This is a genomic window from Aliiroseovarius conchicola (assembly GCF_041403445.1).
Taxonomy (GTDB): Bacteria; Pseudomonadota; Alphaproteobacteria; order Rhodobacterales; family Rhodobacteraceae; genus Aliiroseovarius; species Aliiroseovarius conchicola.
Genome location: NZ_JBGEHL010000012.1, coordinates 54,319 through 78,416 on the forward strand (window position 1 = coordinate 54,319; position 24,098 = coordinate 78,416).

Sequence of the window (24,098 nt, forward strand, 5' to 3'; positions counted from 1 at the left end):
TAGCGGCGGCGGCGGCGTGCGAGAACCTCTCCGGTGATGTCGAACACCGTATCGATGGTTTCTTCTTTGGTCACATTTCCCGGCGACAAGCGTACCAATGATCCGCGAAAGTCGACGGAGTAGCCCTCGACGCCCAATGCACCAACCACCGCCGCCGCTTCAGGTTTGTCGGGAAAGCGCAGCATTACAGATCCGCCCCGTTGAGTTGCCTCGCGCGGCGAGTGCAGTGGCAGATCAAGTGCATCAGCTCGCACAATGATCTGGTCCACTAGCTTCCGATTCCATGCTGCAAATTCCGCATGGTTTTGGTTGGCGTGCCAGCGCAGTGCGGGCAAAGATGCCAATGCGGGCACCACCGCCGGAGTGCCACCATCAAATCTGCGGATGTCTGGTGCGTACTCGAATTTTCCCAAGTCCCAGGAAAACGGGTTGTTTTGCGAAAACCAGCCACGCCCTTCTGGTACCAGATCTGGAATACGATCCTTATCAATGTAAAGTATACCGGCACCCGGTGTCCCACACATCCATTTGAGACTGGTTGACAGTACGAAGTCGACTTGGGGGTTCATCGCGTCGAAGGGAATCAACCCAGCAGCTTGAGTGATATCGACCCCAATCATGCTGCCCATCTCTCGCCCATGGGCAACAAGCGGTGCAAGATCCACACGTGCCGAGGCTGTAGACGTAACCCATGTCAGCAAAGACAATCCAACATCACGACCCCAATGCGCGATAAAGTCTTCAGTCTCGACCCAAGTTTTGCCGTCGCTCATGGGAACCGTGTCCAGAGTGAAACCCATCTTAGGGGCGAGCCCCGCCAACAGAAAGTGTATCGAAGGGAAGCAATCGGCCGAAACCAGCACCCGCTTACCTTTGAGTTGGCCCTCTGGCAACGAGCGCATAAGCTTGTGCATCCCGTCGGTCACGCTTTCACATGTTGTAGTTGAGCCTTTGGGGACATTGATAATACGACGCCAGAAATCGATAAAATCCTGCCGCTTCAAAAGTATATAGCCCCACTGTTTATCATTCGGAGCCGCCCAAACATTTGCAAACTCGCTCATGGCATTGGAGAGTTCCTCGTCTTTACTGGGATAAAGCCCGATGGAATGATAGAGAAAGTAGCCAGCGTTCTTTGAGTTTGACAGCATTTTAGGTTTTCCGAATCTAGTGTTGATAGGCGCGCTGCGCGCGTTTTTCGAGCCAACCTGTCAGCCTCACGAGCGGCAGGAGAATAACGATGTAGAGGATTGCCGCGCCGATGAGTGGAGTGGGGTTGGCGAAAAGCGCCTGCGCATCAGTTGCTTGCTTGAGAAGATCGGACATCGCCACTACCGAGGCGAGTGCTGTGTCTTTGATGACGGAAACACAATTCGAGGCGTGGGGTGGAATAACAATTCGAATTGCCTGTGGAACGACAACCTTTCGCATGGCCACCCAAAAACCGAGGCCAAGCGCCGCCGCCGCTTCAAACTGGCCTTTCGGAATGGCCTGAAGCCCCGCCCTCATCACCTCAGCAGTGAACGCTGCGAGAACCATGGTGAGAGCCGCTGCAGCCGCTGTGAAAGAGTTTAGTGTCAGCCCTGCAAAGGGTAAAGCATAGTAGATGAGGATTAGCAGGACAAGAACTGGAATGGCCCGGATGAGATCGATATAAACAATGGCCATGTAGCGAAATGGTTTTGGCGAATAGAGCCGCGTCATGGCTAAAAGCAAGCCTAGTACTGAACCAAACACGATCGCGGTAACGCCCAGAAGAAAGGTATTTCCGAGCCCCCTAACGAGCATCGGAAAGGCGCGCCTCAGCACATCGAGATTAAAGAAGATATCTAACGCGTCCATTACTCTGCTCGATTACGAAAAAGATGGCCCGGGCGTGCTGAAAAAGCACACCCGGGAATTTTGGGTATTGGTTACTCAGTCGCCGAAGTCGGGATCGGGAGGGGTGTCACGGTCAGGCTCCCTTCGGCAGGTGGCGTGCCTAGCCAGCGCTCATAGAGTTTGGCCATAGTTCCATCGGATTTCATTTCCCCAATAGTGGCATTCACCTCTTCAAGCAGTGGGGAATCCTTGGGCATCATCATCGCAAATCGCTCGCCAGTGACAATTTCATCTGCAACCTCCAACCCTTCGCTTTGCGTGAAGGCGTAGCGCAATCCGACGACATCATTTACCACAGCATCTACTCGTCCAGCGCGTAAATCTGTCAGCATGTTTGCGACGGTGTCATAGCTGTTAAGAGCACTATACCCTATCTCGCCCTCCCGTTCTTTTAGCCAACCTTCTCCGAATGAAGTTGCTATCGCACCCACGCGCTTCCCGGCCAATCCGCTTAGGCTCTTAATGTCTGAGCCCGATTTTACTCCGACACCGAGGGCACCTTCGATGTAAGGTTGTGTAAAAGACTGGTTTTCGAGACGCTCGTCGGTGATGGTGAGAGAAGAAATCACCATATCAACCCGGCCAGATGCGGTTGCCACGAACAGAGCACGGAAATCGTAGCCTGCGATATCAGCTTCGCGTCCCATGCGAGATGCGATTTCGTTAACGATATCGACTTCGAAACCCTCAAAGCTTCCGTCTTCCATCTTGTTTTGCCATGGTGGATTGGCGGGATACGCACCAACACGCAGTGGCTCGTTCGCCCGTACTGCTGTGGCGGCAAAGGCAATTGTTAGACCCACCATGGTCGCTAAGATACTACGACGTTGAAACAGCATATTTATCTCCCTTTTCTGACTACCTCGGATTGTGAAAGCAGCGTGATTTTGGTGTTGATACGCAAAACCAGATATCAGCATGATCCTACCGGCCCTCTGCTCCAAATTGGCTCTTAGCTTTGATTAAAGTATACAGTTCGTCAACAAAATATTCCGTAAACCCTATAAAAAATGCCATCGCAAGCTCTTAGCGCCCCAAAACAGTATACTGTTTTAATCTTGTGATGTAGGTGATCGCAGGTGTAAATGGGAAAGGAGATTGGACCATGGCAAAGACAAGTTATCGCGAACAGATCTACGAAGATTATCGCGGACGCATTCAACGTGGAGAAATTGATCAAAGCACTCGATTGGTCGACAAAAACATTGCAGATCAGCTCGGGGTTTCTCGTATGCCGGTCCGTGAGGCTCTGATGCAATTGGCGCACGAAGGCTATCTAGAAGGTACGTCAAGAGGATTCGCACTACCAAATCTCTCCGATCGACAAGTGTTGGAGGTTTTTGAGTTGAGAAGGCTTTTGGAGCCTTATGCCGCTGGTATGGCGGCTCAGACAATCACAGATCAGAGTATTTCGCGCCTTCGCGATGCAGTGACCGACACAATGCGCGCATTAGAAGCGGACGACGTCAGTTTATTGTTTAAGGCTATCGAACTGTTTCGAAATACATGGCTTGGTAGCGTTCCGAACACTGAGTTAAAGAACACGATTCATCGCTATCATGCACAGGTTCGAACAGTACGTGTTGCTACGATGCAGGATCCTGAAATTCGCAACGTTCTGGTAAAAGGACAGTTTGATCTTTACGAGGCTTTTACCCGCAGGGACTCAATGTTAGCCATGAACCAAATGCAGGTTTTTGTCCAACATGGCAAAGAGAGCTACTTGCGATGCATGAGCCAGGTACCTGACTCCACCGACTGCGGTTGAAATGCCACGGAGCAGAACAACGGTATTAGCGTCGCTGGTTGGCAAGCCTTAAATCTTGATCGACGTCCTTTCTCAGGAAAAACCAGATTGTGTGATACTGAAGCGTCCACGGGTTTTGATGGTACAGCTGACCTTTCATCGTGTTACACAAGCTTAGGTCCACTTTGAATATCTCGCTGATCGCTCTCAATAGATCCCATTCACTCTCAGCCTCGGATGTTATCGGAAGTTTCTTTGGAGTTAATGCATATCGATAACCAAAAGTCAGTGTTCGGTGGGCTAGTCCTGCACGATAAATGCGGTCGCCTCGATCTCCAAAAGTGAGCCACCCCATTTGAGTGGGCCCACCGTTAAGATTAGGAAACGGAGGATCAGAGAATGGCAAACAAGCGACCGAAGCCGGAAGAGATTGTCTCGAAGTTACGGCAGGTTGAAGTTCTGATGGGGCTCCGCAGCGGGCAGCCATTGAAGCGGCCTTCCCGGAGGCACTTGTGACGGGTTACGAGGTGTTCGAAGATAAGCTCGACCTTCCTGATCCGAATGACAACCATGTGCTCGCTGCCGCGATTTCCACATCGGCTTCGGTGATCGTGACGGACAACCTCGTTGATTTCCCAATCGATGCTCTCGCTCCACACGCCATCGACGCGATATCTGCGGATGATTTCATCGCGGACACGATCGAGCTAGACCGGATCGGAAACAAAGGCTGGTGTCGGAAAGTGGATCGAGTTCTACAACCGAAAGCGTCCTCATTCCGCCCCTGGCGGCAAACTGGTTTGTAAACTTCCGGCGCTTTGCCTTTCTCGTATCACTTCAAAGGTTCGGGTGCACCTTGACCAACAGCGGACCGCTTCACTTGACAGCACCAGCTAAGCATTCCTCGAACCAAAATTTACCATTTGCTCAGCTCCAGAATACCAACCAAGCCATATTGGCTTCGACATATCAAAGTCGTTCGTTCACAAATGTTCTGACATTTGGCCGAATTTGCGGTCGGATCCGTGGGCAAACTACCTAAAGGGTTACTGCCCTTGACACATCAGGTTAAAGTAGAGTTAGGTGTTTTGTGTCGGAGCCATATCAATCTGCGACACACCAATCATATAATCGTGGAGTCATTATTATGAGTACAAAAGAACTGAAATTGGCAATTGCGTTTTCTGCGCTGGCAGTTCCAGCCGTTGCGAGCTCACCCTCGCTCGATGCAGAGGGGCAGTCCTTGGAACAAGACTACCTAACTACTTCGCATCAAGTTAACGGGCTTGAGGCTCCAGATATTTCTTCTGATGCACCAACAGAGCCAGATTTGGGTATATTGCTGCTTGCCGCAGATATCTAACCCACGCTTGGGGCGGATTCACTAGCGGGATTCGCCCTAGGACCCAAGATGCGTATCTGGTTCAATGTTACTATGAATAGTGCTGCTCAACCTCCGTTTCCACCACTACTAAAAGATGCATTGTCCCGCGCCTCAAAAATTGATTTTTATCAAGATTTTTGGGGGGGTAAAGCACCCTCCGAAGATGAGATTTGTTGGGACTGGTTTGTGGATTTACCATTCCTCAATAAGCAAAATCTGAATTCTTTCTATCAACAAGTATGCCGGGTAAATGATGTCGCTCAAATTATTCATACAGGGGGCACCAGTGGACAACTTGGATTTCGTGCACAGTCAAACATTGAACTGGAAGAATATCACGCGTTCTTCAACAGAGTCTCTGTTCTACAATCCAAGCGGCACTCTGATCAAAGCAAAAAGCCACTAGCTTTGGTCGTTGATGGAGCAACTCATGCATCTAGTCGAAACGCCACGGGAAAATTAGCAATAAATTGCGCAGGAAGTACTTGGTGGACAGCCAAAACGATCGCAAATTTTTTGCTTTCACAACAGTCAATTAATGGATTTTCATCAAGAGTCGAACACTTGTATATTAATGCGGGTTTTCTGTTGGTTTTGACAGAATACTTGATGTCTCACGGCTATTCGCCACGCAAAGATACGGGTGTAAACTTCATGGTTCTAAGTGGCGAATATGTAAATGAGCACATCAAGTATATTGTTGAACATGTTTGGGGAGCGACCTATTTGGATAGATATGGACTCTCGGAGTGTTTAGCTGGCGCTACTCAATCGTCACGAAATAATGGATTTGTTTTTGATCCTGGATTGCATGCGGAACTAGTGCCGCTAGAAAATCGCAATTCGATCTATCAAGAAGCTGTTGGCGAGATGGCGTTGACGGAGCTATTGCCTGTTCAGATGCTTCAGCCCCTAGTGCGATACAACACGGGAGACTTGTTTTCGGTAATTAGTCGAGACGCGGGTGGTCTTAAGTGGCGGTACCACGGTCGAGCATGCGATGCGATAAAGGATGTAACTGGAGACTATCTTCTTTTTAGTACCGACGTATCAGATGCATTGTCTGGGGTGCCGGAGCTCAAGCGTTTGCCCCGAAAATCTGGTGGAGAAACTGGGGTTTTCTCTGATTGCGGGAAGATAGCTGGAGCTGTTCGGCTCGAAACTGGTGAAGGTCAGACATTTGTTGAGTTCTCTTTGGTCCCAAAGTTTTCGGCAAATCTTTTCCCTGAGGCAGCACAGACCCTTAGAAAAAAAATTCTTCGGAATCTATTTAATTGCTCCTCCCGACTTCTGGCAGCCAATCGGAGCGGAGCAGTGAAGTGTAAAATAGTCTTCATCGACCAAGAGAGCCAACAGAACACTCTTGCGGTAAGATAGTTGTTAGAGGAGTGGTAATGAAAATCGTAATAATTGGTGGGGGAGGCAATGCTGCCGAAGCCACAGGCGGCTTCCTACTTGCGAAGGGCTATGAAGTTTCATTCTTTCGTTTCTCAACGCGTATTTTAGTCCCGGGCACACCAGTTCGAACAACGAGATTACGGTCGAGACTTGACCGAATCGAGGTAAAGGGAACCGGAGATTTTTCTGCATATACTTTTAATGGAAAAGTTAATTGGGCTAATGAGGACGATCTTAGACGTGCTGATGTTTTCATATATGCGATGCCCAGCTATTTGGTCGAAAAGGTGGGCGAACATCTAGGTAAGTTTATTGATGGAAAGGTCTTGATCAATCTCTCTGACAGATCTCTCGGAACTTACAACCTTGTTAAGTCTATGAAGAGGTATTCATACGAAGCTGGTCCGCGACTAGCCATTGCCTTCAATGGCGTTCCAATAATGTCGCAGAAACACCATCGAGAAGGGGACAACTCACTATTCTTCGTAAAACCAAAGCTCTCCTTTTCCGTCAACAAATCAGAATTAAAGCATGAGGCGATTCAGTTACTCTGTGACATTTTTTCCCTTCGCGCGTCGGCCCTAAAGTACTATGATTCCTTCCTTCGACTTTGCATGGAAAACGTACATAGCATTGAGCATGCAGTTGCTGACATTGTTAACCTCAGATACGGCAACTATGATCAGCCCGGACGTTTGTATTCCAGTGTCAACTATACTCAGGCTATTTGCCGCCGGATTTCCAATATTGCTTCCGAGCGTGATCGAATATCACTCTGCTTATTCGGTCAAAGCTTCGTCTCATTGGGGGCGTACGATGAGGTTGTTTTTCCCAGTAAGTTTGAGGAAGTTGCCGCTCTATCCGGAAGCAACAAATACAGGAATGAGCACGAGATCCTAAAATGGGCACCGTCGCCAGACAGAATTTCAGCTTTTGGATACGAGGATGTTGGCTGGGCTATGGTTCCACTCGAGCAAATTGGGTTGCTACTAGGAGTGGAGTCCCCTGCATTAGCAGCGTTGATAGATGATTGGACAACCTTCTGCGGAACAGACTTCAGAGCACACGGTCGGAAAGTCACTCGGACAGATCTCTGTCACTTTGGTGTTTTAGGGCCACAAGTAAGTGCGTGAGTCACCAACATCTATGCAAAATAATCTGAGGCGCAGAGCGTTCGTTGAGTATATTACTCAAACTCGCAATGACAAAGAACTCGGCAGACCCATTGACTTCGGCGAGGTTCGAGATGCCTGTAATACTTTCGCGAACATAATTGAGGAAAAACGAGAATCAATCTATAGTTACTATGATGGCTATGCAACTAGACCAGCTATCGACGATGAGATTTTTCGCTCGCTCGATCTGCTTAGTAGCATTTCTGAAAACCGCAAGTACTTCCAATTTCTTGTCGGCGACGTGTTCTCGATCCTGCCTAGGAACCAACCTCTGTATTCTTTAGTATATCAAGGAGTTATCCCTTCCCTGATGAGTGAAAGAACGCTGTTGAGGCCCCCTCAAGCGGCGAGACGGATAATCAACGATCTCACTAGAAATCTTCAAGTATACAAGTATTTTCCAAACCTAGAAATCAGCTACACCACTTATTCAGAGTTTACTGGGCTAGCAAATACTAGGTGTGCTGACGCGATGTTATTCGCGGGAACTTGGGAGACTGCCCAGAAAGTTCGGGCCAGAATACCCAATAATTGCCTGATGACGGTTAGCGGAGCGGGACACAATCCGGTTATTGTTTGGGGAGACGCGCCGCTTGAATTGTCGTTGCGGAGTGTAGTCAATTTATGCCTGCTAAACCAAGGGCAAGATTGTGCCGCACCCAATATCGTGTTCGTGTACGAGGAAATCATTGATGAGTTTGCCGACTTACTTGAAAAGGAAATCAAATCCATAATGGTCGGTTACTGCTCCCAAAAAAGTTTTGAACACATTATCGGGTCAAATACCGATGCAGCTCAGGTGAAATACGTCTCCAGACTTCTACGCAGCTATGATAGGCCTCAGATTTTTGGAGGAGAAGTAGATTTTGATACCAACACTATTTTTCCTGCAATTATCTACGCAAGCAAGAAGGACTCGATTTGCTACGAAGAACTCTTCGCACCGATAGTTAAACTAAGGCGGTTTCGCAATAGCTCCGATCTGGAGCGATATTTTTCAAATACGCTGTACCAGAGAAGGGCAATGTATCTCACGCATTGGGGGAAGCCAAAACCTGATTTTTCTATCGATCCAAGCTTACACCCGACCGAAACCATCTTGTGTAACACTGATCTGCATTCTAAAGAACGCGGAGTTTTACCATATGGGGGGTACGGGGTGGAGGCTTCGGCAGTGTGTTGTGGTCAATCCACGCTAGCTACCCCTATCTTACCTCAAAGAGAGATCTTTACGTTTCTAGTTGAGCCACATCTAAGAGAGGAAGCTCGAAAAATGCAAAACTGCGGCGAGAGCCCCGAGACAGGAAGCGTGAAAAGTCAGAGGATAGAAAAGCTGACTCGATTGCGCGAAGCCGGACGTAATCCGTATCCTTTAAATTATCAGGTTACGGCAAAGGCTGATGCTCTTCAAAAAAAGTACTCAGATTTGCTGAATGATGGTAGGACGGATGATGTGGTTTCTATAGCTGGTAGAATTGTGGCCAGCAGGAATTCCGGTATGTTCAAAGATATTTTGGACGGCACAGGAAAAATACAGGTCTTTTCGCACAAGAACAATACTCCTCAACAGTATCTCGATCTTGATGAGTTCCTAGACATCGGTGATTTTATTGGTGTTCGCGGAAAAGTTCGCAGGACGCGCGCAGGTGAGCTAACTGTGGATGCAGAGTATGTTGAGGTACTCAGCAAATCACTTCGACCGTTGCCTGATAAGTTTCATGGCGTGACTGACATAGAATTGCGTCGCAGAGATCGCTCATTAGACCTCATTGCTAACGCAGAAAGTAGGGCGGTCTTTAGGGACCGTAGCAAGATAATCGCCTTCATCAGGAATTTGATGTTTAGCCGAGGGTTTCTCGAAGTGGAAACTCCCGTGCTTCACGAAATTTATGGTGGAGCTACAGCAGATCCGTTCGAAACTCACTTTAATGCAGTGCATCGAAACATGTATTTGCGAATTGCTCTGGAACTGCATTTAAAGCGCACTCTCATTGGGGGGGTTTCAGACAATATTTTCGAAATTGGCCGTGTTTTCCGTAACGAGGGGGTATCAACTCGCCATAATCCAGAGTTTACCATGATGGAAGCTTACGCAGCCTATGCGAGTGTAGAAGACCTAATGAAACTGGTTGAAGAGGTGTTTGGTCAAGCTTGTATTCATCTCCACGAAAGTACCTCGCTTACGTATGGTGATGTGACACTCGATTTCTCTGGTCCCTTTAAAAGGTTACCAATGTCGGAGGCCGTGCTGTCAGCAACGGGGGTGGATTTCTTGTCAATAACATCAGCTAGCGATGCAGCCACGAAAGCAAGAGAGTTGGGTGTAGAGATTGAAGAGGGGGCAGTTTGGGGCGAATGCTTGGAGGCAGTGTTTGGAGAGTTTGTTGAGCCTGATCTAATTCAACCTACGCACGTTACGCACTTCCCAAAAGATATTTCGCCTTTGGCGAAAGCCTCTGAGAGTGACAGGAGAATATCTGAACGCTTTGAAACGTATGTAAATGGTTGGGAGATTGCCAACGCATTTGCTGAACTGAATGATCCGATTGAGCAGAGAACTCGCCTAGTTGAACAAATGAATCTTGCCCATAAAAGGGGAGAAATCTCAAGAGAAGTTGACGAGGATTTCTTGGCTGCGATTGAGCTAGGGATGCCGCCTACGGGTGGACTCGGGATTGGTATCGATAGACTAGTAATGCTCTTAACCAACTCAAAAAGTATACGTGACGTGGTTTTGTTCCCAGCCTTACGAGCGAAATAGATGCTGTTGTCTGATGATCCTGATACACGAGTCTACGAACCTAGTAAATTGCTCCCTCTTGAAGTCATTCAAGCGGTTTTTGATGAGTTTAGGAGAGACGTTCCTGTTATCTTTGGTGAGAACCTTAGCTTTGGTTTCTGTATGGGGGGATTTGCGAAAGGTTATGCTGTTAATAATCAAGATGCTGATTTCTTTGTGTGCCTTCGACACAAACGCAGAGCTGAAGTGGAAGTTTTCCATAAATGGTACTTTGATCTTCACGAACGGTATGAACTTGTGCCGGATATAAAAGACCCGGGTGAGATAATGTCTGAACCTGAGCTGTTTGAGAAACTCAGTTTTGTCTCTTCTCGCGTACTACGTGATACTATCGAGAGTTATTTCGAATACGAAGCAATAGTCTGGGCGGATATTATTTCCGGAGCCAAGGCAGCAGTAATCGGTCATCTAGACAAGTTAAACGAGTATGAAGTAATGTGCGAATTGTTACCCCAGCGGTGGCGGATGGAGTTGTTCGAGATGATCGGAGATGATCTAGACATAGAAACTGCAAAGCTACCGATATCTAGATTGTTTAAGAGAGCGATAAACTACCAGAAAAAAGATATCCTTTTTAAAAACTTATAGGTTTTTCAGGCGCACTCCACGAGCGATTTGACCTGCCTGGACCTGTCGCGGTTTGATGCCGCCCCAAGTGCTCGTTTAGGCCACTTTCCGTTCGAATGCGACAGGGTGTCTGACGTCAGCGCTTATGGGTCCAAATAGCGTTATTTGATAAGAGAGTGTTCTTGGTTCATCGTCACCACTGAGGAGTGGACGATGAGAAAGGCAACGAAGAGTCCTGGCGAGAAGATCGTCAAAGATATCAAACGTGCAACGCGCAAGCACTATTCATCCGAAGAGAAGATCAGGATCGTGCTGGATGGCCTGCGCGGCGAGGACAGCATTGCTGAGCTGTGCCGGCGTGAAGGCATCTCTCAAGGCATCTATTACAAATGGTCGAAGGACTTCATGGAGGCTAGGAAGAAGCGGCTTGCGGGTGACACGGCACGTGCTGCGAACACTGACGAAGTGAAGGAACTGCGCCGTGAGGCAAAGGATCTCAAAGAGGTCGTCGCAGAACAGACGCTTGAGCTGCGTCTTCTCAAAAAAAGCATGTACGACGGTGGGGGCGACCACGAATGAGGTACCCTGCATCAGAAAAGTTGGAGATTATCCGGCTGGTCGAGGAAAGCCATCTGTCAGCGCGTCAGACGTTGGCCAAGTTGGGCATTCCGCGCACGACATTCTATCGCTGGTACGATCGGTATCTGCAGCGTGGTGAGGCTGGATTGCAGGATCAATCGCCTAAGCCAAAGCATGTCTGGAACCGTTTGCCTGATGAAGTAAAGCGTAAGGTTGTCGACTTCGCCTTGAAAGAGACGGAGCTGTCGCCCCGCGAGTTGGCGGTGACGTACACCGATCAGGAGAGGTATTTTGTGTCGGAATCCACAGTATATCGTGTGCTGAAAGCCCACGACCTGATCACCAGTCCCGCCTTCATCGTGCTCAAGGCGGCGAACGAGTTCAAAGACAAGACAACTGGGATCAACCAACTCTGGCAGACCTACTTCAGCTATATCAAGGTCCTGGGCTGGGGCTGGTTCTATCTCAGCACGGTTCTCGACGACTACAGTCGCTACATCGTCTCGTGGAAGCTCTGCACCAACATGCGAGCGGAGGACGTGACGGACACGCTGGACCTCGCATTGCAGGCATCCGGCTGCGATCAGGTTCATGTCGCTCACAAGCCGCGCCTGCTCAGTGATAACGGATCAAGCTATGTCTCTGGTGATTTGGCGGAATGGTTGAAAGGCAAGGGCATGAAGCACTCGCGCGGTGCGCCGTATCATCCCCAAACCCAAGGTAAGATTGAACGTTGGCATCAGACGTTGAAGAACCGCATCTTGCTGGAAAACTACTTCCTGCCCGGCGACCTCGAAGCTCAGATCGAAGCCTTCGTCGATCATTACAACCACCAGCGCTATCACGTGCAGATTCCAAAACCAGTCAGCATCCTTTGGAATTGAAGTTCGGCGCTGTTTGCAAACAACAATCAGCGCCGAACCAAAACGAAAGTTACGTTTGATATCTAGGCCTCATCAAACGACGCTTCCTTCTTTCGTCTAGAGCGACCTTTCAGCTTGATGTGGTACCGGTTGTGGGAAAGCCGATCGAGGACCGCGTCTGCGATGATAGGGTCGTCGATGAACGCGTGCCAATCATTGTACGGTCTCTGTCCGATGAAGATCGTCGATCGTGAATGCACACGATCTTCGACAATTGCCAGAAGGTCAGATTTACCCTGCTGCGTCATTGGTGTGACGCCAAAGTCGTCGAGCACCAACAACTCGTATTTCTCCAGCTTGGTTTTGAACTTTAGGTAGTTGCCATCTGCTCGCGCCAGAGCCATCTCATATAGAAGGTCGTCGACCTTATAATACTTGGATTTGATCGCGTTCCTGATTGCTGCCGTTGCGATGCAGCATCCGATCCAGGTTTTTCCCGTACCAGTTTCACCAGATATCAGGATGTTCCATCCGCGTTTTACCCACGAGCACTGAAGAAGCTCACGCATCTGCGCTGACTGAAAGCCCCTATCGACCGAATAATTCAGTTCTTCAGGCACGGCATTCAGTTTCAATCGCGCGTCTTTGGTCAGGCGTTCGAGCATGTTGTTGTGGCGTTTTTCCTTCTCTGACAACATCAGAGTCCCTAAACGTTCGGTGAACGAAAGCTCGTCATGGCTGGTATCTGATTGCTGTTGTTCCAATGCCTCGGCGAGGCCGGAAAGACGAAGCTCTCGCGCCAGTTCAAGTACTGTATGAAGCTGCATCAGTGATCTCCCTCGTCCGAGTAGTATTCAGCGCCTCGGATATTACCGCTCGGCTTTGAAGGTGACGGCAAATCTTCCTGGAAGTTAGTGCTCCCGCGTTCGAGAATACCATAGACCGCCAGGGCATTAATCTGACCACGCTCGAGGGCTTCTGTGATTGCATTTTCTACTGCCAGCCGGCCGTAATGATGAATCTTGCTCGACAGCTTTTTAACCATGTCGCCGGCTGCTTTGACATTTCTGTGCAGGTTCAGATGCTCTTGGACGAATGTCGCGACAATCGGACCTAAGCTTTCCGAGAATCGAAGTACCGCTTCCTTACGATAAGATGTCATTGCTTTGTGATGAGCAGGTAAGTGATTTGAGCTGGTCTTTCGCCCAGACAATTCATTTGATCGTTGATGAATGGCTATTGGAAACCCATTTGTGAAAATCTCAACCGAATTCGCAGTCGCCTTGATATTGACCTGAGCTCCAACGAAACGAGAGGGGACACTGTACCCAACACCGTCCACAAATACATGATAGTGGAGAGGGACAGTCAGCCCGACCTGCCAGCGTCCAAATTCATATCTGGTGGTTGGTAACGGGGCTAAACACGCGGCTTCCTGGTTTTTGAATATTTGCCATCGGGACATCCCCGCGTGCTTTGACATGGGGCGATGGTTGATTTCATCAAGCGCTTCTTTGAGCTTATCGTTCAGATCAGATAGCGAATAGCAATTCAGGTAACGTTCCTTGCCAAGAAAGCTCCGCTGAACTTCCTGAACCATTTTTTCAACCATACCCTTGTCGCGTGCTGCATAGGTTCGTGTCGGATCTGGGAAAAGACTGTAGTGATCCAGACATGCTTGGAAATTCAGGTTGATTCTTGCCGGCACACTCCCTCGACGGGGTTTGTCTACCGCTGCTTTGAAGTTATCAAAGACTGCATCATCCGGCACACCTCCGAAATACTCCAATGCCGCCACGAAAGCCTCAGTGCAGTGTGGCAGAGACTGACTTGCAATCGCCATTGCGAATGTAAGCCCGCTAAATGGCAAGACTGCAATTGCGAGCTCTGCCGAAATGACCTTCCCGCCGTTGTCAACGTACGTGGGCCTCTTTCCTGAAAAATCGAACTGCAGAGAGCCACCAGGGACATGTTCGTGGCGAAATTCTGGCCCGCGCGTCTTCTTGTGCTCTCTAACCCTTTGATAGAATAGACTTTCACTCATGGGCACCAAGTTGGGGTCGTTGAAGTTGTTTACCTCATCAACATATTGGCCGTGTAAGATTCTTAGAGTGACACCAGGCTTTTTTCTATTGATCAGAACCTGGTCCAGATCAGGCTCGTAGAAGCGTGATCGTACCCGTTTAGGTCCCTTGATTAACTGATCCAACTGGGCGTCATCTAGCGCATCCAGCTCCATCTTGTTCAAACCGGAGACCTGCATGTTCGCTCGATATTTGCGAATTGAATCTCGGTGCTTTCCAGTTTTTCGAGCGATTGATGTGTTTGTTTCATCGGGACACCACAAGAGGTCCACGATCCGTCTGGTCGTGCTTTTCATAAAGCTCTCCATTTAGCGATTTTCCCAAGCACAAAAACAGGTTCGGCGAACCCGGCTTCGGCTTGACATTTTGTGTGATTTTGGAGAGGCTGCACCCAAGAGTATGGAGGTGAATTGCCTCTGAGCCTCGAATTTGCGGCCAGGCAAATTTGAGGCTTTCTCATTTTTATGGGCTCACTGTTTTTCCTCCGATTTGTAGATCCTGTTTGGGAAAAGCTCGGCGACGGTAGTATCCAGAGCTTCTGCCAGCTCTTTTTCTACCCTGACCGACCTAGCATGGCCGCCAAGTACGCCTGACACCGTGGATGGCTGAAGGTTTAACCGACGAGCGATAACTGAAAGCGAAAGACCCTTTGTGCGGAGGCGGGCCTTTATCTCTTCCTTTTTTGAAATCTTTGCGCCGTTTTCCAATTTTTATCACCAACATTTGTTGGTTGAGGGTAATCGGAAATCGAACCCCGGGTCAACGTCTAAGCTATTGTTATTGTTAGGTTAAAAGTTAAAACTACCTTTGACGTTAGAGCTGTGAGCCTACCTGGTATTTATTTGAATTCATTGATCTTTAAGTAATGTCCAACTCTCAACACCCAGTCCAGTAGCCACACGGAACAAATTGTCGATCGAAATATTTTGCTCCGACCGTTCGACTGCACTCAAGTACGTGCGGTTCAAACCAGCTTCTTCAGCCAACCGTTCTTGTGACCAGCCTCGTTCCGCACGAAGCAGTCTCATATTGCGGGCGACGATGTCTCGCAGTGGGCTTTTGGGTGTTCTCTTCACACATTATTCTATTGAGGATCACCTGTTTTAGATCTACCTGTTTTAACATACATTCGTGCTCAGTAGCTGTTGAGGAAGAGAATTATGCGATGTCAGATTTCAGAGTCATCAGGGATGTTTGACAAGGCGTGTCGAGTGGCCAGACTGGCCTCTATGCCATTCTTGTTGGCCGCCGCACCATTTTCGGCATTTGCGGAAGACACGCTAACCCCGATGTCGCCAACGCTCCAAGTTACTAGCCACCCTTATATGGTGCTGGGAGTAGCCCCCGGTAACGCCAAATTGGAGGCTGCAGAAACACTTACCGAATATTTTGATCGCAATCTGGAAGATGAAGTCGTCGCTTTGAATGTGCAAAGTTCAAACGGGCGAACGTTTCGGCTCGAGTATGCACAGCGATTGGTCTCACCTTGGGTAACACCATTCGTTCGGATGGGCGGCGATCCCTATGAAGAGGTCAATGTTTCTCTTGCAACCGGTGTTCTCGATGGACGCGTCCTTGGGGTCGAGCGAGTGATTGTTGCAACCGGGACTGATCGGCCTTCTGCAGGATCGGTATTCAAGCAAATCGAGGATGCCTTTGGCACCCCGTCGTTGCAGCACTTCGATAATTACGAATCTGAGATGATCTATGCCCATGCTGGGGGAACTTTGGTTCGTGACCTGAAAGCAGCCGATCCGAATCCGAGCGCGGCTGGTGTTGGGTCTTCAGATTACCTGAGTGATGGCGCCCCGTGCAAAACGGCGATTGGTCGCTCGCCAATATATAAGTTCAGATCTCCAAGAGAAGAAGATTGGATTGGGACTTGTGATCTGGTTTTTCGGATCACGGTTCAGAATAGCGTTGCCAACACGACAATCCGTTTCAGCCTGATTGACTACGCCTTAACGCGGGCAAATCGAGATGAAACGGACCGGCAGATCAATGAGGCGCTGAAGGAAACAGCACCAGCCAGCGAGATCAAACTGTGACAGCAAGAAACCCCGCAGAACAATCATCAATCCAATCGACGTTTGCTCCTGTATTCGCGATAAAAGCGTCGGCTTCACAGCTCAGACCCGATAGCGGTCTCCTAACCTCACGCGAGAGACAACAGGCATGGGACCGCCTGCTGGTCGCCTTGCCTGCTGTCATGACGCAATGCTCTGGTTTCGGTAGTCATCCTGACGACCAAAGATATCCTGGACCAAAACTTATTTGGGATTTCCTAAATGGGCGCCTGCTGAAAATCAGCGTCAACAAGCGTGGCGGATATGATCTGGCGGTTGAAACGGAAAATTTGTGTAGGACCGAGACACAGCTCCCATTGGAGTTGCTCCTGTTGAAGTTGCTCGCGTTGGATTACACGCCGGAGGAATTTCGAAGGCTTATAGGCTGACTGAACTAAAAGATAAGATCATGACAATTTGCTACACAGCCGACACTCACTTCGGCCATGAAAACATCATACGTTTTTGCAAGCGCCCATTCGTTTCTGTCTCGCAGATGGATGCGGCGCTTTTAGAAAACATGTGGAAAGTCATTGGGCCCGAAGATCAACTGTGGATTTTGGGTGATTTTGCTTTTGGGGCCAAAGCGAAAGATGGTGCCTATGTCGAACGGATATTCACCCAACTGCCGGGTTCTGAACGACACCTCGTGATTGGAAACCATGACCTTGACCCAACGCTTGAGCTTCCCTGGGACTCCGTCTCCCATATCGCCGAGCTGCGTGATGGCCCGCAGAACCAGTTGAATACTCTATGTCACTACCCAATGATCACCTGGAATCATGCTCGCAAAGGGGCTTTGCAGTTCTTTGGCCACGTCCACAACAATTGGCAAGGCACACGAAACTCGGTGAATGTTGGTGTCGATGTCTGGAATTTTTCGCCGGTCACCTACGGAGACATCGTTCAGCGTGCAGGACAACTACCCGAGAATAAACACTGGAAAAATGTGGAACAGAGGCCAACAGATAACTAGCTGACAATTCTGCCGTCCCAGGAGTGCTTCAAGGTGAATGCAACTGTCGCACTGAAAAAGGCGATCCGAACCTGCCGATCTCACGGCCTCCAAACGCTTTAGCGTGGCTTCTAGTCCGAACATTCGCTGCGAGCGCAATATCTGGACTCATGCGAACTTAAACTCAAACAGAAACCGAACCAGAGCCTCCGTTACAAAACCGCTCAAGCATTCCGAAAAACTCTGACGACGGACAGTGCTTTGAACCGCGAATTTGACTATGGGACGACTGTTCTGATGTCAGTTGAAGATCATGACAATGAACGAAATAGTTGTGCCGAGGTTTGCTCAGATAGTGTTCCGATTTGTGTGGGCCTTATTCTCGTTTCACGCTCGGTAGGAACAACAGCAGGACAAAACTGTGCGTATCAACCAGCGAAGCAGTATACTGCAGACGAAGCTGTTTTTTGTTGTTGCCGTTGAACTAGAATTCATCGCACTTCATTGCAGAAGTTCCGTTGGGTGCGATGCACAACCTTCAGGTAATGGGTTTGCTCAGGAGCATTCTTTTACACCTGAAACGACTGTGACATTTTCATCCAGCTGTGACGCGGCAGACTTAATCCAGCATGAGTTATCATCGATGTGCCCTCCTGGTTTTCGCCATCCCCAAGCGTTGCAAAGCCCGTCGGAATGGCAGATCTCGGCGCAGTCCTCAGCTGAACTTACGTTCGGGACAGTTCTTAGGTTGTTGCCGGAGTAATTTACTCCAGAAGCAGGAGAAGACATGGTGCACGTTCTGACCTGTACGTCGTGCCTGACTCTTTCGAACCGTATGGATATCTTGTTTGTTCCTGGGCTTCTATACAAGTTCACTTGACTATTTAGCTCAAAGAAGTACACGTGATTGTTTCTCAGTTTGACCTTTTTCGGAATACTATCCAAGCCTATGCCAAACGGTCGCCCGAGAGGTTCGCCCTGATCTGAGTACTCTTCAAAGTCGCCATTTCCATCATTCGGTGTTGTCCCGGAGCGTTCGACGAAAATCTGAAACTCTATGCTCTCTCCTGTCACAAGTTTCGGGTCATAAGGTCTGTAAGTTCCGTTTACATAGTTGGTGCAGGATTGATTGGTTATGGAGCTGACATATGAATAGGCTTCTTGTGCTGAAACGATCTCGGCAGCTGTAGCGCAATTTGAACGAGGACCAGTAGTTAAGAGTCTGGGAAGGCCAATCGCTACCCTGTTTGGTGCGAACTTTTCGATGAAGTCGTTAGTCCCTGCTAATTCTTCGTCGACACTTTCTTGTGTCTGATCTTCGCTTTGAACGATCTCCTGTTTGCACTGCACGTTCAAGCTTTCGAGGATTGGCTTGATGCTTGTAATCGGCGTGACAAAAGTAAGGTTGTCGCTGGTGCTGTCAGCGCCTTTGACGATGGCGACAACGTTGCCGCGGTCGTTTAGGACCGGGCCGCCGCTCATAGTTGGGACAAGATCAAGGTCGGTTGGGATAAGACCGGCGCGCATGGCAGCCCCGACAACCTCGCCACGCGGTTGGATAACGCCTCCGAATTGATCTCCACCACCAACGAAGCCCAAAGCTCGCAGCTTTGTGTCGAGTGGGAGATCAGTGCATTCGACATCAAAGACTTGGTCTACGCTGGGGGGAATGGCTCCTGACGGTATCCTCACCGCGCAAGCATCGCGGTTCGCCATTGCGCATTGAATGTCCGTCTCGTCGATTGGCACAGGAAAGGTTGATTTGCTTGAGATCGACCCAATGATCCGCTCGCCTGTCACCAGCGATTCAATGACGTGTTTTGCTGTGAGCACAACTCCCTGGTCGCTCACCAAGAACCCACTGCCCAAGGGCCGCCAGTTGGTCGCTCCGGGGTTCTCGACGTCCTCGGCCCAGAAAAACACCATCGCAGACCGAGGCGTTGACTGTTGGGCGTGCGCTGGTGCGACTAGACAAAAGCCAACCACAAGACAAAGAATAGGTATTTTTGTCAGCACCTTAACTACTTCAAAATTACTCATCTGTGATCAACCTATACTCGCATTGGCCATTTCGTGCTAACCTCGAAATTATAGCACACAACCTTGAGGGCCATTATGTATATTAGTAAAAGAGAATTGATACGTCAGGGCGTAGCGTCAATCGGGTGTGCATGCATGCCGTCACTTCTTGCAGGTCAAACAAACACGGAAACACTAGAGCCACCTGCTGAAGATTTTGGCTGCACGACACTAGATACCTTTCCTGACAGTCTGGAAGTTACGGATTTTTCTCCTTCGCAGCGAGAGCTCCTCGATACACTGCAATTTACAGATTTCGGTACGTTTCTTTTTTCCAAGCGGTGGCGCAAGGTCGATGGCCTAACGCCAAATGGCGATAAAATTACGCTTGGATGTCACTTTTTCAACGGAAACCCATCACAACAGCAAACAGTGATTGATGCAGCAAGTGATTGGCTCACTGGAGAGCTTGGTAACTTTATTGATTTCAGGTTTGGCGTCGACCGCAACGAGTCGCAGATTCGTATTCAGTTAGGTGGAAATCGAAACAACTCCTACGTCGGGCGTGACAATAACTCTATTCCAAAAAACCGCCAAACCATGAACTTGGCAAACTTTAATAGCGCGGCAACAGTCAAGCATGAATTCGGTCATGCACTAGGTTTGCGACATGAGCACAGATTCCCCGGCGCAATTGAGTTCCGCGAAGATGTAGTGGTCTCCGAGATGCGGGATAAGCACGGTTGGACAACGGCACAAACCTATAGAAACATCCTGACGCCACTGGGTTCGTCGGCCAAGTGTATCGGGGACCCTGAGCTGAACGAGAAGTCCATTATGATGTATACGATTCCTCGTCGCTGGACGGTTGATGGTAAGAGATTCTCGCGTGCGGGTGTAATAACGGAAAGAGATCGAAACTGCTTGTGGGGGGTTTATTCCGCATGATGGAAATCATTGGGCGACGGTTCAGGTGGTGGCTATCGTTGCTGGTGATCTGCCAGAGTATCTTAAGCTCAGGGGTTTACGCACAAACGACCCAATCGACTTCTGCGATGGTGTTTTTTTGGGCCGAGGACGTGGAAAACCCCGGAGCGACCAACTGGCGGCCCTTGGGCAGTGGGTTTTTAGTCAGCGACCAGGGAGTTGTGCTCACAGCAAAACACGTGATTGCGACGATCGTGATTGGGGAGCGCGTGATAGCTTCAATCTCGGACAAATCCGCCTTCCCCGTACCTATCGACGAGACAGATATTCAATGCGCAATGGCAAACCGTGACGTCTGCGCAGTTCGAGTGCCACCTGGAGCTATCCCAAATCCAATTGATCGAATTTTCGCAGTCGAATGTGGCCTGCTAAACACTGGCATGGAATTGAGAGCACTGGGCTTCGTTGGTGGTGGAGATCAATTCGGAGGCGTTATCCAACCGCGTGGCGAGGTTGTCGGGGCTGCCATGCGCGCCGGTCTTATCCCAACCGACCTTGATCTTGTCCCAACTATGAGCGGCGGCCCGGTCCTAAACGACCGCGGCAACGTTGTCGCGATCGTCAAAGGCGCTGACAGCACCAGCGACAACCTCACTTTTGTCACGCCGGTTACAAGCATCAAGTCAGTTCTCGTAGGTCTGAACATTCAGTGTGAGCGAGCAGAAACAAACTCAGAAAGACGACTACGGCTGCAACAGGAGCTTGAGAAGCTGTCAGAGATCGCTGCAGAAATTGATTTTTCGATAAAGCATCAAAATCTCAGAGTTCTGCCTGCACTACGAGAGTATGTGCGTCAACCTTCACAAGCCAGCTGGGACGCAGTAGTGCATCGTGTCTCCGTTGTTCATCAAAGATTGGAACGAGCTATAGAGCTTGAAATAGAGTTCGCGGCATCTTTGGAGGGAAATAGCGGTAGTCAACAGGTAGAGGCGCTTCTTCAAGCTGTGGGTAGCGCAGATCGAAACTTGGAGAGTTTGGAAAGCAATAGATACAAGGTGTTCCTTGTCCAAGATTTGGCGCTTGGCCATAGTAGTCGATCTGCAGCCTATAGGATTTTGTCTGGCCCCCCGATTCACCCCGCTGAAGCTGAACGACACATGGAAAAACTCGAGCGGATAGCTTTGAATCTCGAAAACGTTTTGAATGCTGCAATTGAACACTACAAAGAAAAAATCAGGGAATTAGACTGATGAGAGTTGGAAGGCTATTTCTGTCGCTGAGCGTGATATGTGTTTTGTTCCCTTTGTCAGCGCACGCCCAACAGTCAACGCCTCGGTCTGCGATGGTGTTTTTCTGGGCCGAGGACGTCGAGAACCCCGGAGCGACCAACTGGCGGCCCTTGGGCAGTGGGTTCTTGGTGAGCGACCAGGGAGTTGTGCTCACAGCAAAACACGTCATTGAATCGCTGGTGACAGGCGAGCGGATCATTGGGTCGATCTCAAGCAAATCAACCTTTCCTGTGCCAATCGACGAGACGGACATTCAATGCGCAATGGCGAACCGCGATGCTTGCGCGGTGAGGATACCGTCAGGAGCCATTCCCCCCAGCGTAGACCAAGTCTTTGATGTCGAATGCACTGATCTCCCACTCGACACAAAGCTGCGAGCTTTGGGCTTCACCGGTGGCGGAGACCGTTTCGGCGGCATTATCCAACCGCGTGGCGAGGTTGTCGGGGCTGCCATGCGCGCCGGTCTTATCCCAACCGACCTTGATCTTGTCCCAACTATGAGCGGCGGCCCGGTCCTAAACGACCGCGGCAACGTTGTCGCCATCGTCAAAGGCGCTGACAGCATCAGCGACAACCTTACTTTTGTCACGCCGATTACAAGCATCAAGCCAATCCTCGAAAGCTTGAACGTGCAGTGCGATGAAGCGCAAAGACAGGGAAGCATACTCAAATGGGATTTCCCCTATGTTGAAAAGGGAGGAGTAACACTCGGTGTAATTAATGTTCGGGAAGGTGGTGCAGGAGTAGATATTAATTTCCGCCTACGAAACACTTCGGCAGAGACCCTATATGTAAAAGCTGGTTCTATGAGCTACACTGACGAAAGCGGGAATATTTGCTCCAAAGGTAGTCTTTCCACTTGGATTTCAGGAGATATCGCATGGCGCAGCAATCATGAACCGACCTCACTTCCTTCCGGTGTATCTATCCAATATTCTGGAGTAAATATTCGTTGCGACTCGAGCACGTTTGGCGAGTCTGGTGACATCATCGCTAAAGTTGCTATAGGGGAAACTCCTGATACACTTTCTTGGCTTAGCTACGAAATTTCGGGGGTACGACTTTTGAAGTAGTTGTGTTGGGGATCGTCCACTAAACCCGAATAGTTGTTTGCAGTTGAACGATGGGGATGTTCTTCACCAACGGCATTTGATCAAAAACGGTCGTTATCGCCTGTGACAGAAACGTGTGAGCTTTGTCCGAGAATGCTTAGTTCTGTAACTCGCTACTTGGGATACATGCTGGCAACACATCGCTTGTCAGATGCCGACAGTTCGGTGGCACCACCGAGATCTGCGCGGTCGAGTGTTACTTCAGGCGGTATGCTGAACATCATGATTGAACTCGGATCGAAGTCGCGGACACACGGATAGACTTCACTTCTTGCCAGAAGGTTGCGATCGACCCACTCGGCAGAATACCCAAACCGCTGAGTGAAGTACCTGTACGCTTGATCGATGTCCCATGCAATTTGGCTTCTCGGATTTTGGTGTTCGTGCACCATCCCCAACGCATGACCAAACTCGTGGATCACAGCCGCTAGCTCTGTCTCGTCGTAGTCTTCTCTCGCCACTAAGTGCATTGTTGGCTCGTCACTTGGTACGACTAGTGCATGCCGTCCAATGACTGACGTGTTGCGGTTGCTTGGCTGTATGCGGATCAATGCTGCAGACACATCGTCTGTTAACTCAAAGACAACATTCGCATGTTGCATCCACTCGGCTGTGGCAGTTTCAACTGCGGCGGCCAATTCACCTGGCGGCTCCTCCAAAAAAGCGTAGGTGAGTTTCTCTCCGTTATCGAACAGCAGTCTTCGGTCGACACGTCCGGGGCCTCCAGGCTGTGGACGTGATGCTCCAGGCCCTGTTCCCGGGTCCCTATTTTCGTAGTATTTTCTAATGCTTGCGACTGTCTCGACGTCTTGAACCAATTCGGTGTCGATCAAAAATTCAAGATTGCGCTGAACTTGCTCGGGTTCACCAATTTTGATCATCTCTAGTATACGTTCATGCTCAGCATCGCTTTCGGCCAATGCGATACTCCGTTTGTGCTCTGTGGCTGCCGCCGTTCGATCCAAGTACGAGCTGTAGTAGGTAACAAATGCATTCCCCAACGCCCCGACGGCTGCGGCAAAGATCGCGACGACTAGCGGTGATTTCCAAGCGTTCTTATGAGATTCGGATATATTGTGTTCCAGCTCTCGTTCTTTAACGCGAGCTTCTCGGTCAAGTATATCAAGCTTTTTGAGTATCCACGCCCTGGTTCCAACCCACCGACTTCCAGTCGGTTCTGCTTCAGCGTGAAAGAATCGTCTTATGATCATACCCTGTAGAAAATGAGCCGCAGCCGGGTCGTAGGCTCATT

At 49.4% G+C, this 24,098-nt stretch carries 20 protein-coding genes and 2 pseudogenes; 13 read left to right on the plus strand and 9 right to left on the minus strand.

Annotation, left to right across the window (positions count from 1 at the left end):
* Nucleotides 1-185: 185 nt before the first annotated feature.
* From V6N04_RS15975 to V6N04_RS15985, 3 genes and pseudogenes are all read right to left on the minus strand, one after another.
* Nucleotides 186-1,151: pseudogene (locus V6N04_RS15975) on the minus strand (aminotransferase class V-fold PLP-dependent enzyme); the annotation flags it as partial.
* Nucleotides 1,152-1,167: 16 nt separating this feature from the next.
* Complete coding sequence (locus tag V6N04_RS15980; protein WP_371171194.1) at nt 1,168-1,842, minus strand: amino acid ABC transporter permease; 675 nt, start codon at nt 1,840-1,842, stop codon at nt 1,168-1,170.
* A 71-nt stretch (nt 1,843-1,913) separates the two neighbouring features.
* Entirely contained in the window at nt 1,914-2,720 is an 807-nt protein-coding gene (locus V6N04_RS15985; protein WP_371171195.1) for an ABC transporter substrate-binding protein, read from the minus strand.
* Between the two features lie 266 nt (nt 2,721-2,986).
* Here V6N04_RS15985 and V6N04_RS15990 point away from each other — a divergent pair, with 266 nt between their 5' ends.
* From V6N04_RS15990 to V6N04_RS16025, 8 genes and pseudogenes are all read left to right on the plus strand, one after another.
* Nucleotides 2,987-3,649: a GntR family transcriptional regulator gene (locus tag V6N04_RS15990; protein ID WP_371171196.1), complete on the plus strand. Its 663-nt coding sequence runs from the start codon at nt 2,987-2,989 to the stop codon at nt 3,647-3,649.
* Between the two features lie 491 nt (nt 3,650-4,140).
* Complete coding sequence (locus V6N04_RS15995; protein ID WP_371171197.1) at nt 4,141-4,434, plus strand: hypothetical protein; 294 nt, start codon at nt 4,141-4,143, stop codon at nt 4,432-4,434.
* Nucleotides 4,435-4,775: 341 nt separating this feature from the next.
* On the plus strand, nt 4,776-4,991 hold the full coding sequence (locus V6N04_RS16000) for a hypothetical protein (protein WP_371171198.1): 216 nt from the start codon (nt 4,776-4,778) through the stop codon (nt 4,989-4,991).
* 48 nt (nt 4,992-5,039) lie between these two features.
* Nucleotides 5,040-6,389 carry a phenylacetate--CoA ligase family protein gene (locus V6N04_RS16005; RefSeq protein WP_371171199.1) on the plus strand — a complete coding sequence of 450 codons (1,350 nt, stop codon included), beginning with the start codon at nt 5,040-5,042 and terminating at the stop codon, nt 6,387-6,389.
* A gap of 17 nt (nt 6,390-6,406) precedes the next feature.
* Nucleotides 6,407-7,543, plus strand: a complete 1,137-nt coding sequence (locus tag V6N04_RS16010; RefSeq protein ID WP_371171200.1) for a hypothetical protein — start codon at nt 6,407-6,409, stop codon at nt 7,541-7,543.
* Complete coding sequence (gene lysS / locus V6N04_RS16015; RefSeq protein WP_371171201.1) at nt 7,536-10,346, plus strand: lysine--tRNA ligase; 2,811 nt, start codon at nt 7,536-7,538, stop codon at nt 10,344-10,346. The genes V6N04_RS16010 and lysS overlap by 8 nt, the downstream gene beginning before the upstream one ends.
* Nucleotides 10,347-10,973, plus strand: a complete 627-nt coding sequence (locus V6N04_RS16020; RefSeq protein ID WP_371171202.1) for a hypothetical protein — start codon at nt 10,347-10,349, stop codon at nt 10,971-10,973. It abuts the gene before it with no gap.
* Nucleotides 10,974-11,165: 192 nt separating this feature from the next.
* A pseudogene (locus tag V6N04_RS16025) lies at nt 11,166-12,376 on the plus strand (IS3 family transposase); the annotation flags it as partial.
* 101 nt (nt 12,377-12,477) lie between these two features.
* Here the strand turns inward: V6N04_RS16025 and istB are convergent.
* From istB to V6N04_RS16045, 4 genes are all read right to left on the minus strand, one after another.
* Nucleotides 12,478-13,221, minus strand: a complete 744-nt coding sequence (gene istB / locus V6N04_RS16030; protein WP_371171203.1) for an IS21-like element helper ATPase IstB — start codon at nt 13,219-13,221, stop codon at nt 12,478-12,480.
* Nucleotides 13,221-14,774 (minus strand): IS21 family transposase, encoded by a 1,554-nt coding sequence (istA, locus tag V6N04_RS16035; RefSeq protein ID WP_371171204.1) that lies wholly within the window; start codon nt 14,772-14,774, stop codon nt 13,221-13,223. Before istA ends, istB begins: the two co-directional genes overlap by 1 nt.
* Before the next feature lie 174 nt (nt 14,775-14,948).
* The gene (locus tag V6N04_RS16040) at nt 14,949-15,185 is read right to left on the minus strand and encodes a helix-turn-helix domain-containing protein (protein WP_298258252.1); all 237 of its coding nucleotides are present in this window, start codon (nt 15,183-15,185) and stop codon (nt 14,949-14,951) included.
* Nucleotides 15,186-15,326: 141 nt separating this feature from the next.
* On the minus strand, nt 15,327-15,506 hold the full coding sequence (locus V6N04_RS16045; RefSeq protein ID WP_247742969.1) for a helix-turn-helix domain-containing protein: 180 nt from the start codon (nt 15,504-15,506) through the stop codon (nt 15,327-15,329).
* A 183-nt stretch (nt 15,507-15,689) separates the two neighbouring features.
* Between V6N04_RS16045 and V6N04_RS16050 the strand changes: the two genes are divergently transcribed.
* On the plus strand, nt 15,690-16,526 hold the full coding sequence (locus V6N04_RS16050; protein ID WP_371171205.1) for a hypothetical protein: 837 nt from the start codon (nt 15,690-15,692) through the stop codon (nt 16,524-16,526).
* A 514-nt stretch (nt 16,527-17,040) separates the two neighbouring features.
* A complete protein-coding gene (locus V6N04_RS16055) occupies nt 17,041-17,520 on the plus strand; it encodes a metallophosphoesterase (protein WP_371171206.1) in 480 nt (159 codons plus the stop codon).
* Nucleotides 17,521-18,054: 534 nt separating this feature from the next.
* Here the strand turns inward: V6N04_RS16055 and V6N04_RS16060 are convergent.
* Nucleotides 18,055-19,539: a trypsin-like peptidase domain-containing protein gene (locus V6N04_RS16060; RefSeq protein WP_371171207.1), complete on the minus strand. Its 1,485-nt coding sequence runs from the start codon at nt 19,537-19,539 to the stop codon at nt 18,055-18,057.
* A gap of 135 nt (nt 19,540-19,674) precedes the next feature.
* Here V6N04_RS16060 and V6N04_RS16065 point away from each other — a divergent pair, with 135 nt between their 5' ends.
* The 3 genes from V6N04_RS16065 to V6N04_RS16075 all read left to right on the plus strand — a co-directional run bounded on the left by V6N04_RS16065 (nt 19,675) and on the right by V6N04_RS16075 (nt 22,807).
* Nucleotides 19,675-20,466, plus strand: a complete 792-nt coding sequence (locus V6N04_RS16065; RefSeq protein WP_371171208.1) for a matrixin family metalloprotease — start codon at nt 19,675-19,677, stop codon at nt 20,464-20,466.
* The gene (locus V6N04_RS16070) at nt 20,463-21,695 is read left to right on the plus strand and encodes a S1 family peptidase (protein ID WP_371171209.1); all 1,233 of its coding nucleotides are present in this window, start codon (nt 20,463-20,465) and stop codon (nt 21,693-21,695) included. The genes V6N04_RS16065 and V6N04_RS16070 overlap by 4 nt, the downstream gene beginning before the upstream one ends.
* 92 nt (nt 21,696-21,787) lie before the next feature.
* A complete protein-coding gene (locus V6N04_RS16075; RefSeq protein WP_371171210.1) occupies nt 21,788-22,807 on the plus strand; it encodes a S1 family peptidase in 1,020 nt (339 codons plus the stop codon).
* A gap of 152 nt (nt 22,808-22,959) precedes the next feature.
* Here V6N04_RS16075 and V6N04_RS16080 read toward each other — a convergent pair whose 3' ends face one another.
* Complete coding sequence (locus tag V6N04_RS16080; protein WP_371171211.1) at nt 22,960-23,766, minus strand: M12 family metallopeptidase; 807 nt, start codon at nt 23,764-23,766, stop codon at nt 22,960-22,962.
* Nucleotides 23,767-24,098 lie beyond the last annotated feature (332 nt).

Coding starts and splice junctions, on each gene's coding strand:
- V6N04_RS15980 (WP_371171194.1), bottom strand. CDS start 1,842: ATGGACGCGTTAGATATCTTCTTTAATCTCGATGTGCTGAGGCGCGCC.
- V6N04_RS15985 (WP_371171195.1), bottom strand. CDS start 2,720: ATGCTGTTTCAACGTCGTAGTATCTTAGCGACCATGGTGGGTCTAACA.
- V6N04_RS15990 (WP_371171196.1), top strand. CDS start 2,987: ATGGCAAAGACAAGTTATCGCGAACAGATCTACGAAGATTATCGCGGA.
- V6N04_RS16000 (WP_371171198.1), top strand. CDS start 4,776: ATGAGTACAAAAGAACTGAAATTGGCAATTGCGTTTTCTGCGCTGGCA.
- V6N04_RS16005 (WP_371171199.1), top strand. CDS start 5,040: ATGCGTATCTGGTTCAATGTTACTATGAATAGTGCTGCTCAACCTCCG.
- V6N04_RS16010 (WP_371171200.1), top strand. CDS start 6,407: ATGAAAATCGTAATAATTGGTGGGGGAGGCAATGCTGCCGAAGCCACA.
- V6N04_RS16020 (WP_371171202.1), top strand. CDS start 10,347: ATGCTGTTGTCTGATGATCCTGATACACGAGTCTACGAACCTAGTAAA.
- istB (WP_371171203.1), bottom strand. CDS start 13,221: ATGCAGCTTCATACAGTACTTGAACTGGCGCGAGAGCTTCGTCTTTCC.
- istA (WP_371171204.1), bottom strand. CDS start 14,774: ATGAAAAGCACGACCAGACGGATCGTGGACCTCTTGTGGTGTCCCGAT.
- V6N04_RS16045 (WP_247742969.1), bottom strand. CDS start 15,506: ATGAGACTGCTTCGTGCGGAACGAGGCTGGTCACAAGAACGGTTGGCT.
- V6N04_RS16055 (WP_371171206.1), top strand. CDS start 17,041: ATGGATGCGGCGCTTTTAGAAAACATGTGGAAAGTCATTGGGCCCGAA.
- V6N04_RS16060 (WP_371171207.1), bottom strand. CDS start 19,539: ATGAGTAATTTTGAAGTAGTTAAGGTGCTGACAAAAATACCTATTCTT.
- V6N04_RS16065 (WP_371171208.1), top strand. CDS start 19,675: ATGCCGTCACTTCTTGCAGGTCAAACAAACACGGAAACACTAGAGCCA.
- V6N04_RS16070 (WP_371171209.1), top strand. CDS start 20,463: ATGATGGAAATCATTGGGCGACGGTTCAGGTGGTGGCTATCGTTGCTG.
- V6N04_RS16075 (WP_371171210.1), top strand. CDS start 21,788: ATGGTGTTTTTCTGGGCCGAGGACGTCGAGAACCCCGGAGCGACCAAC.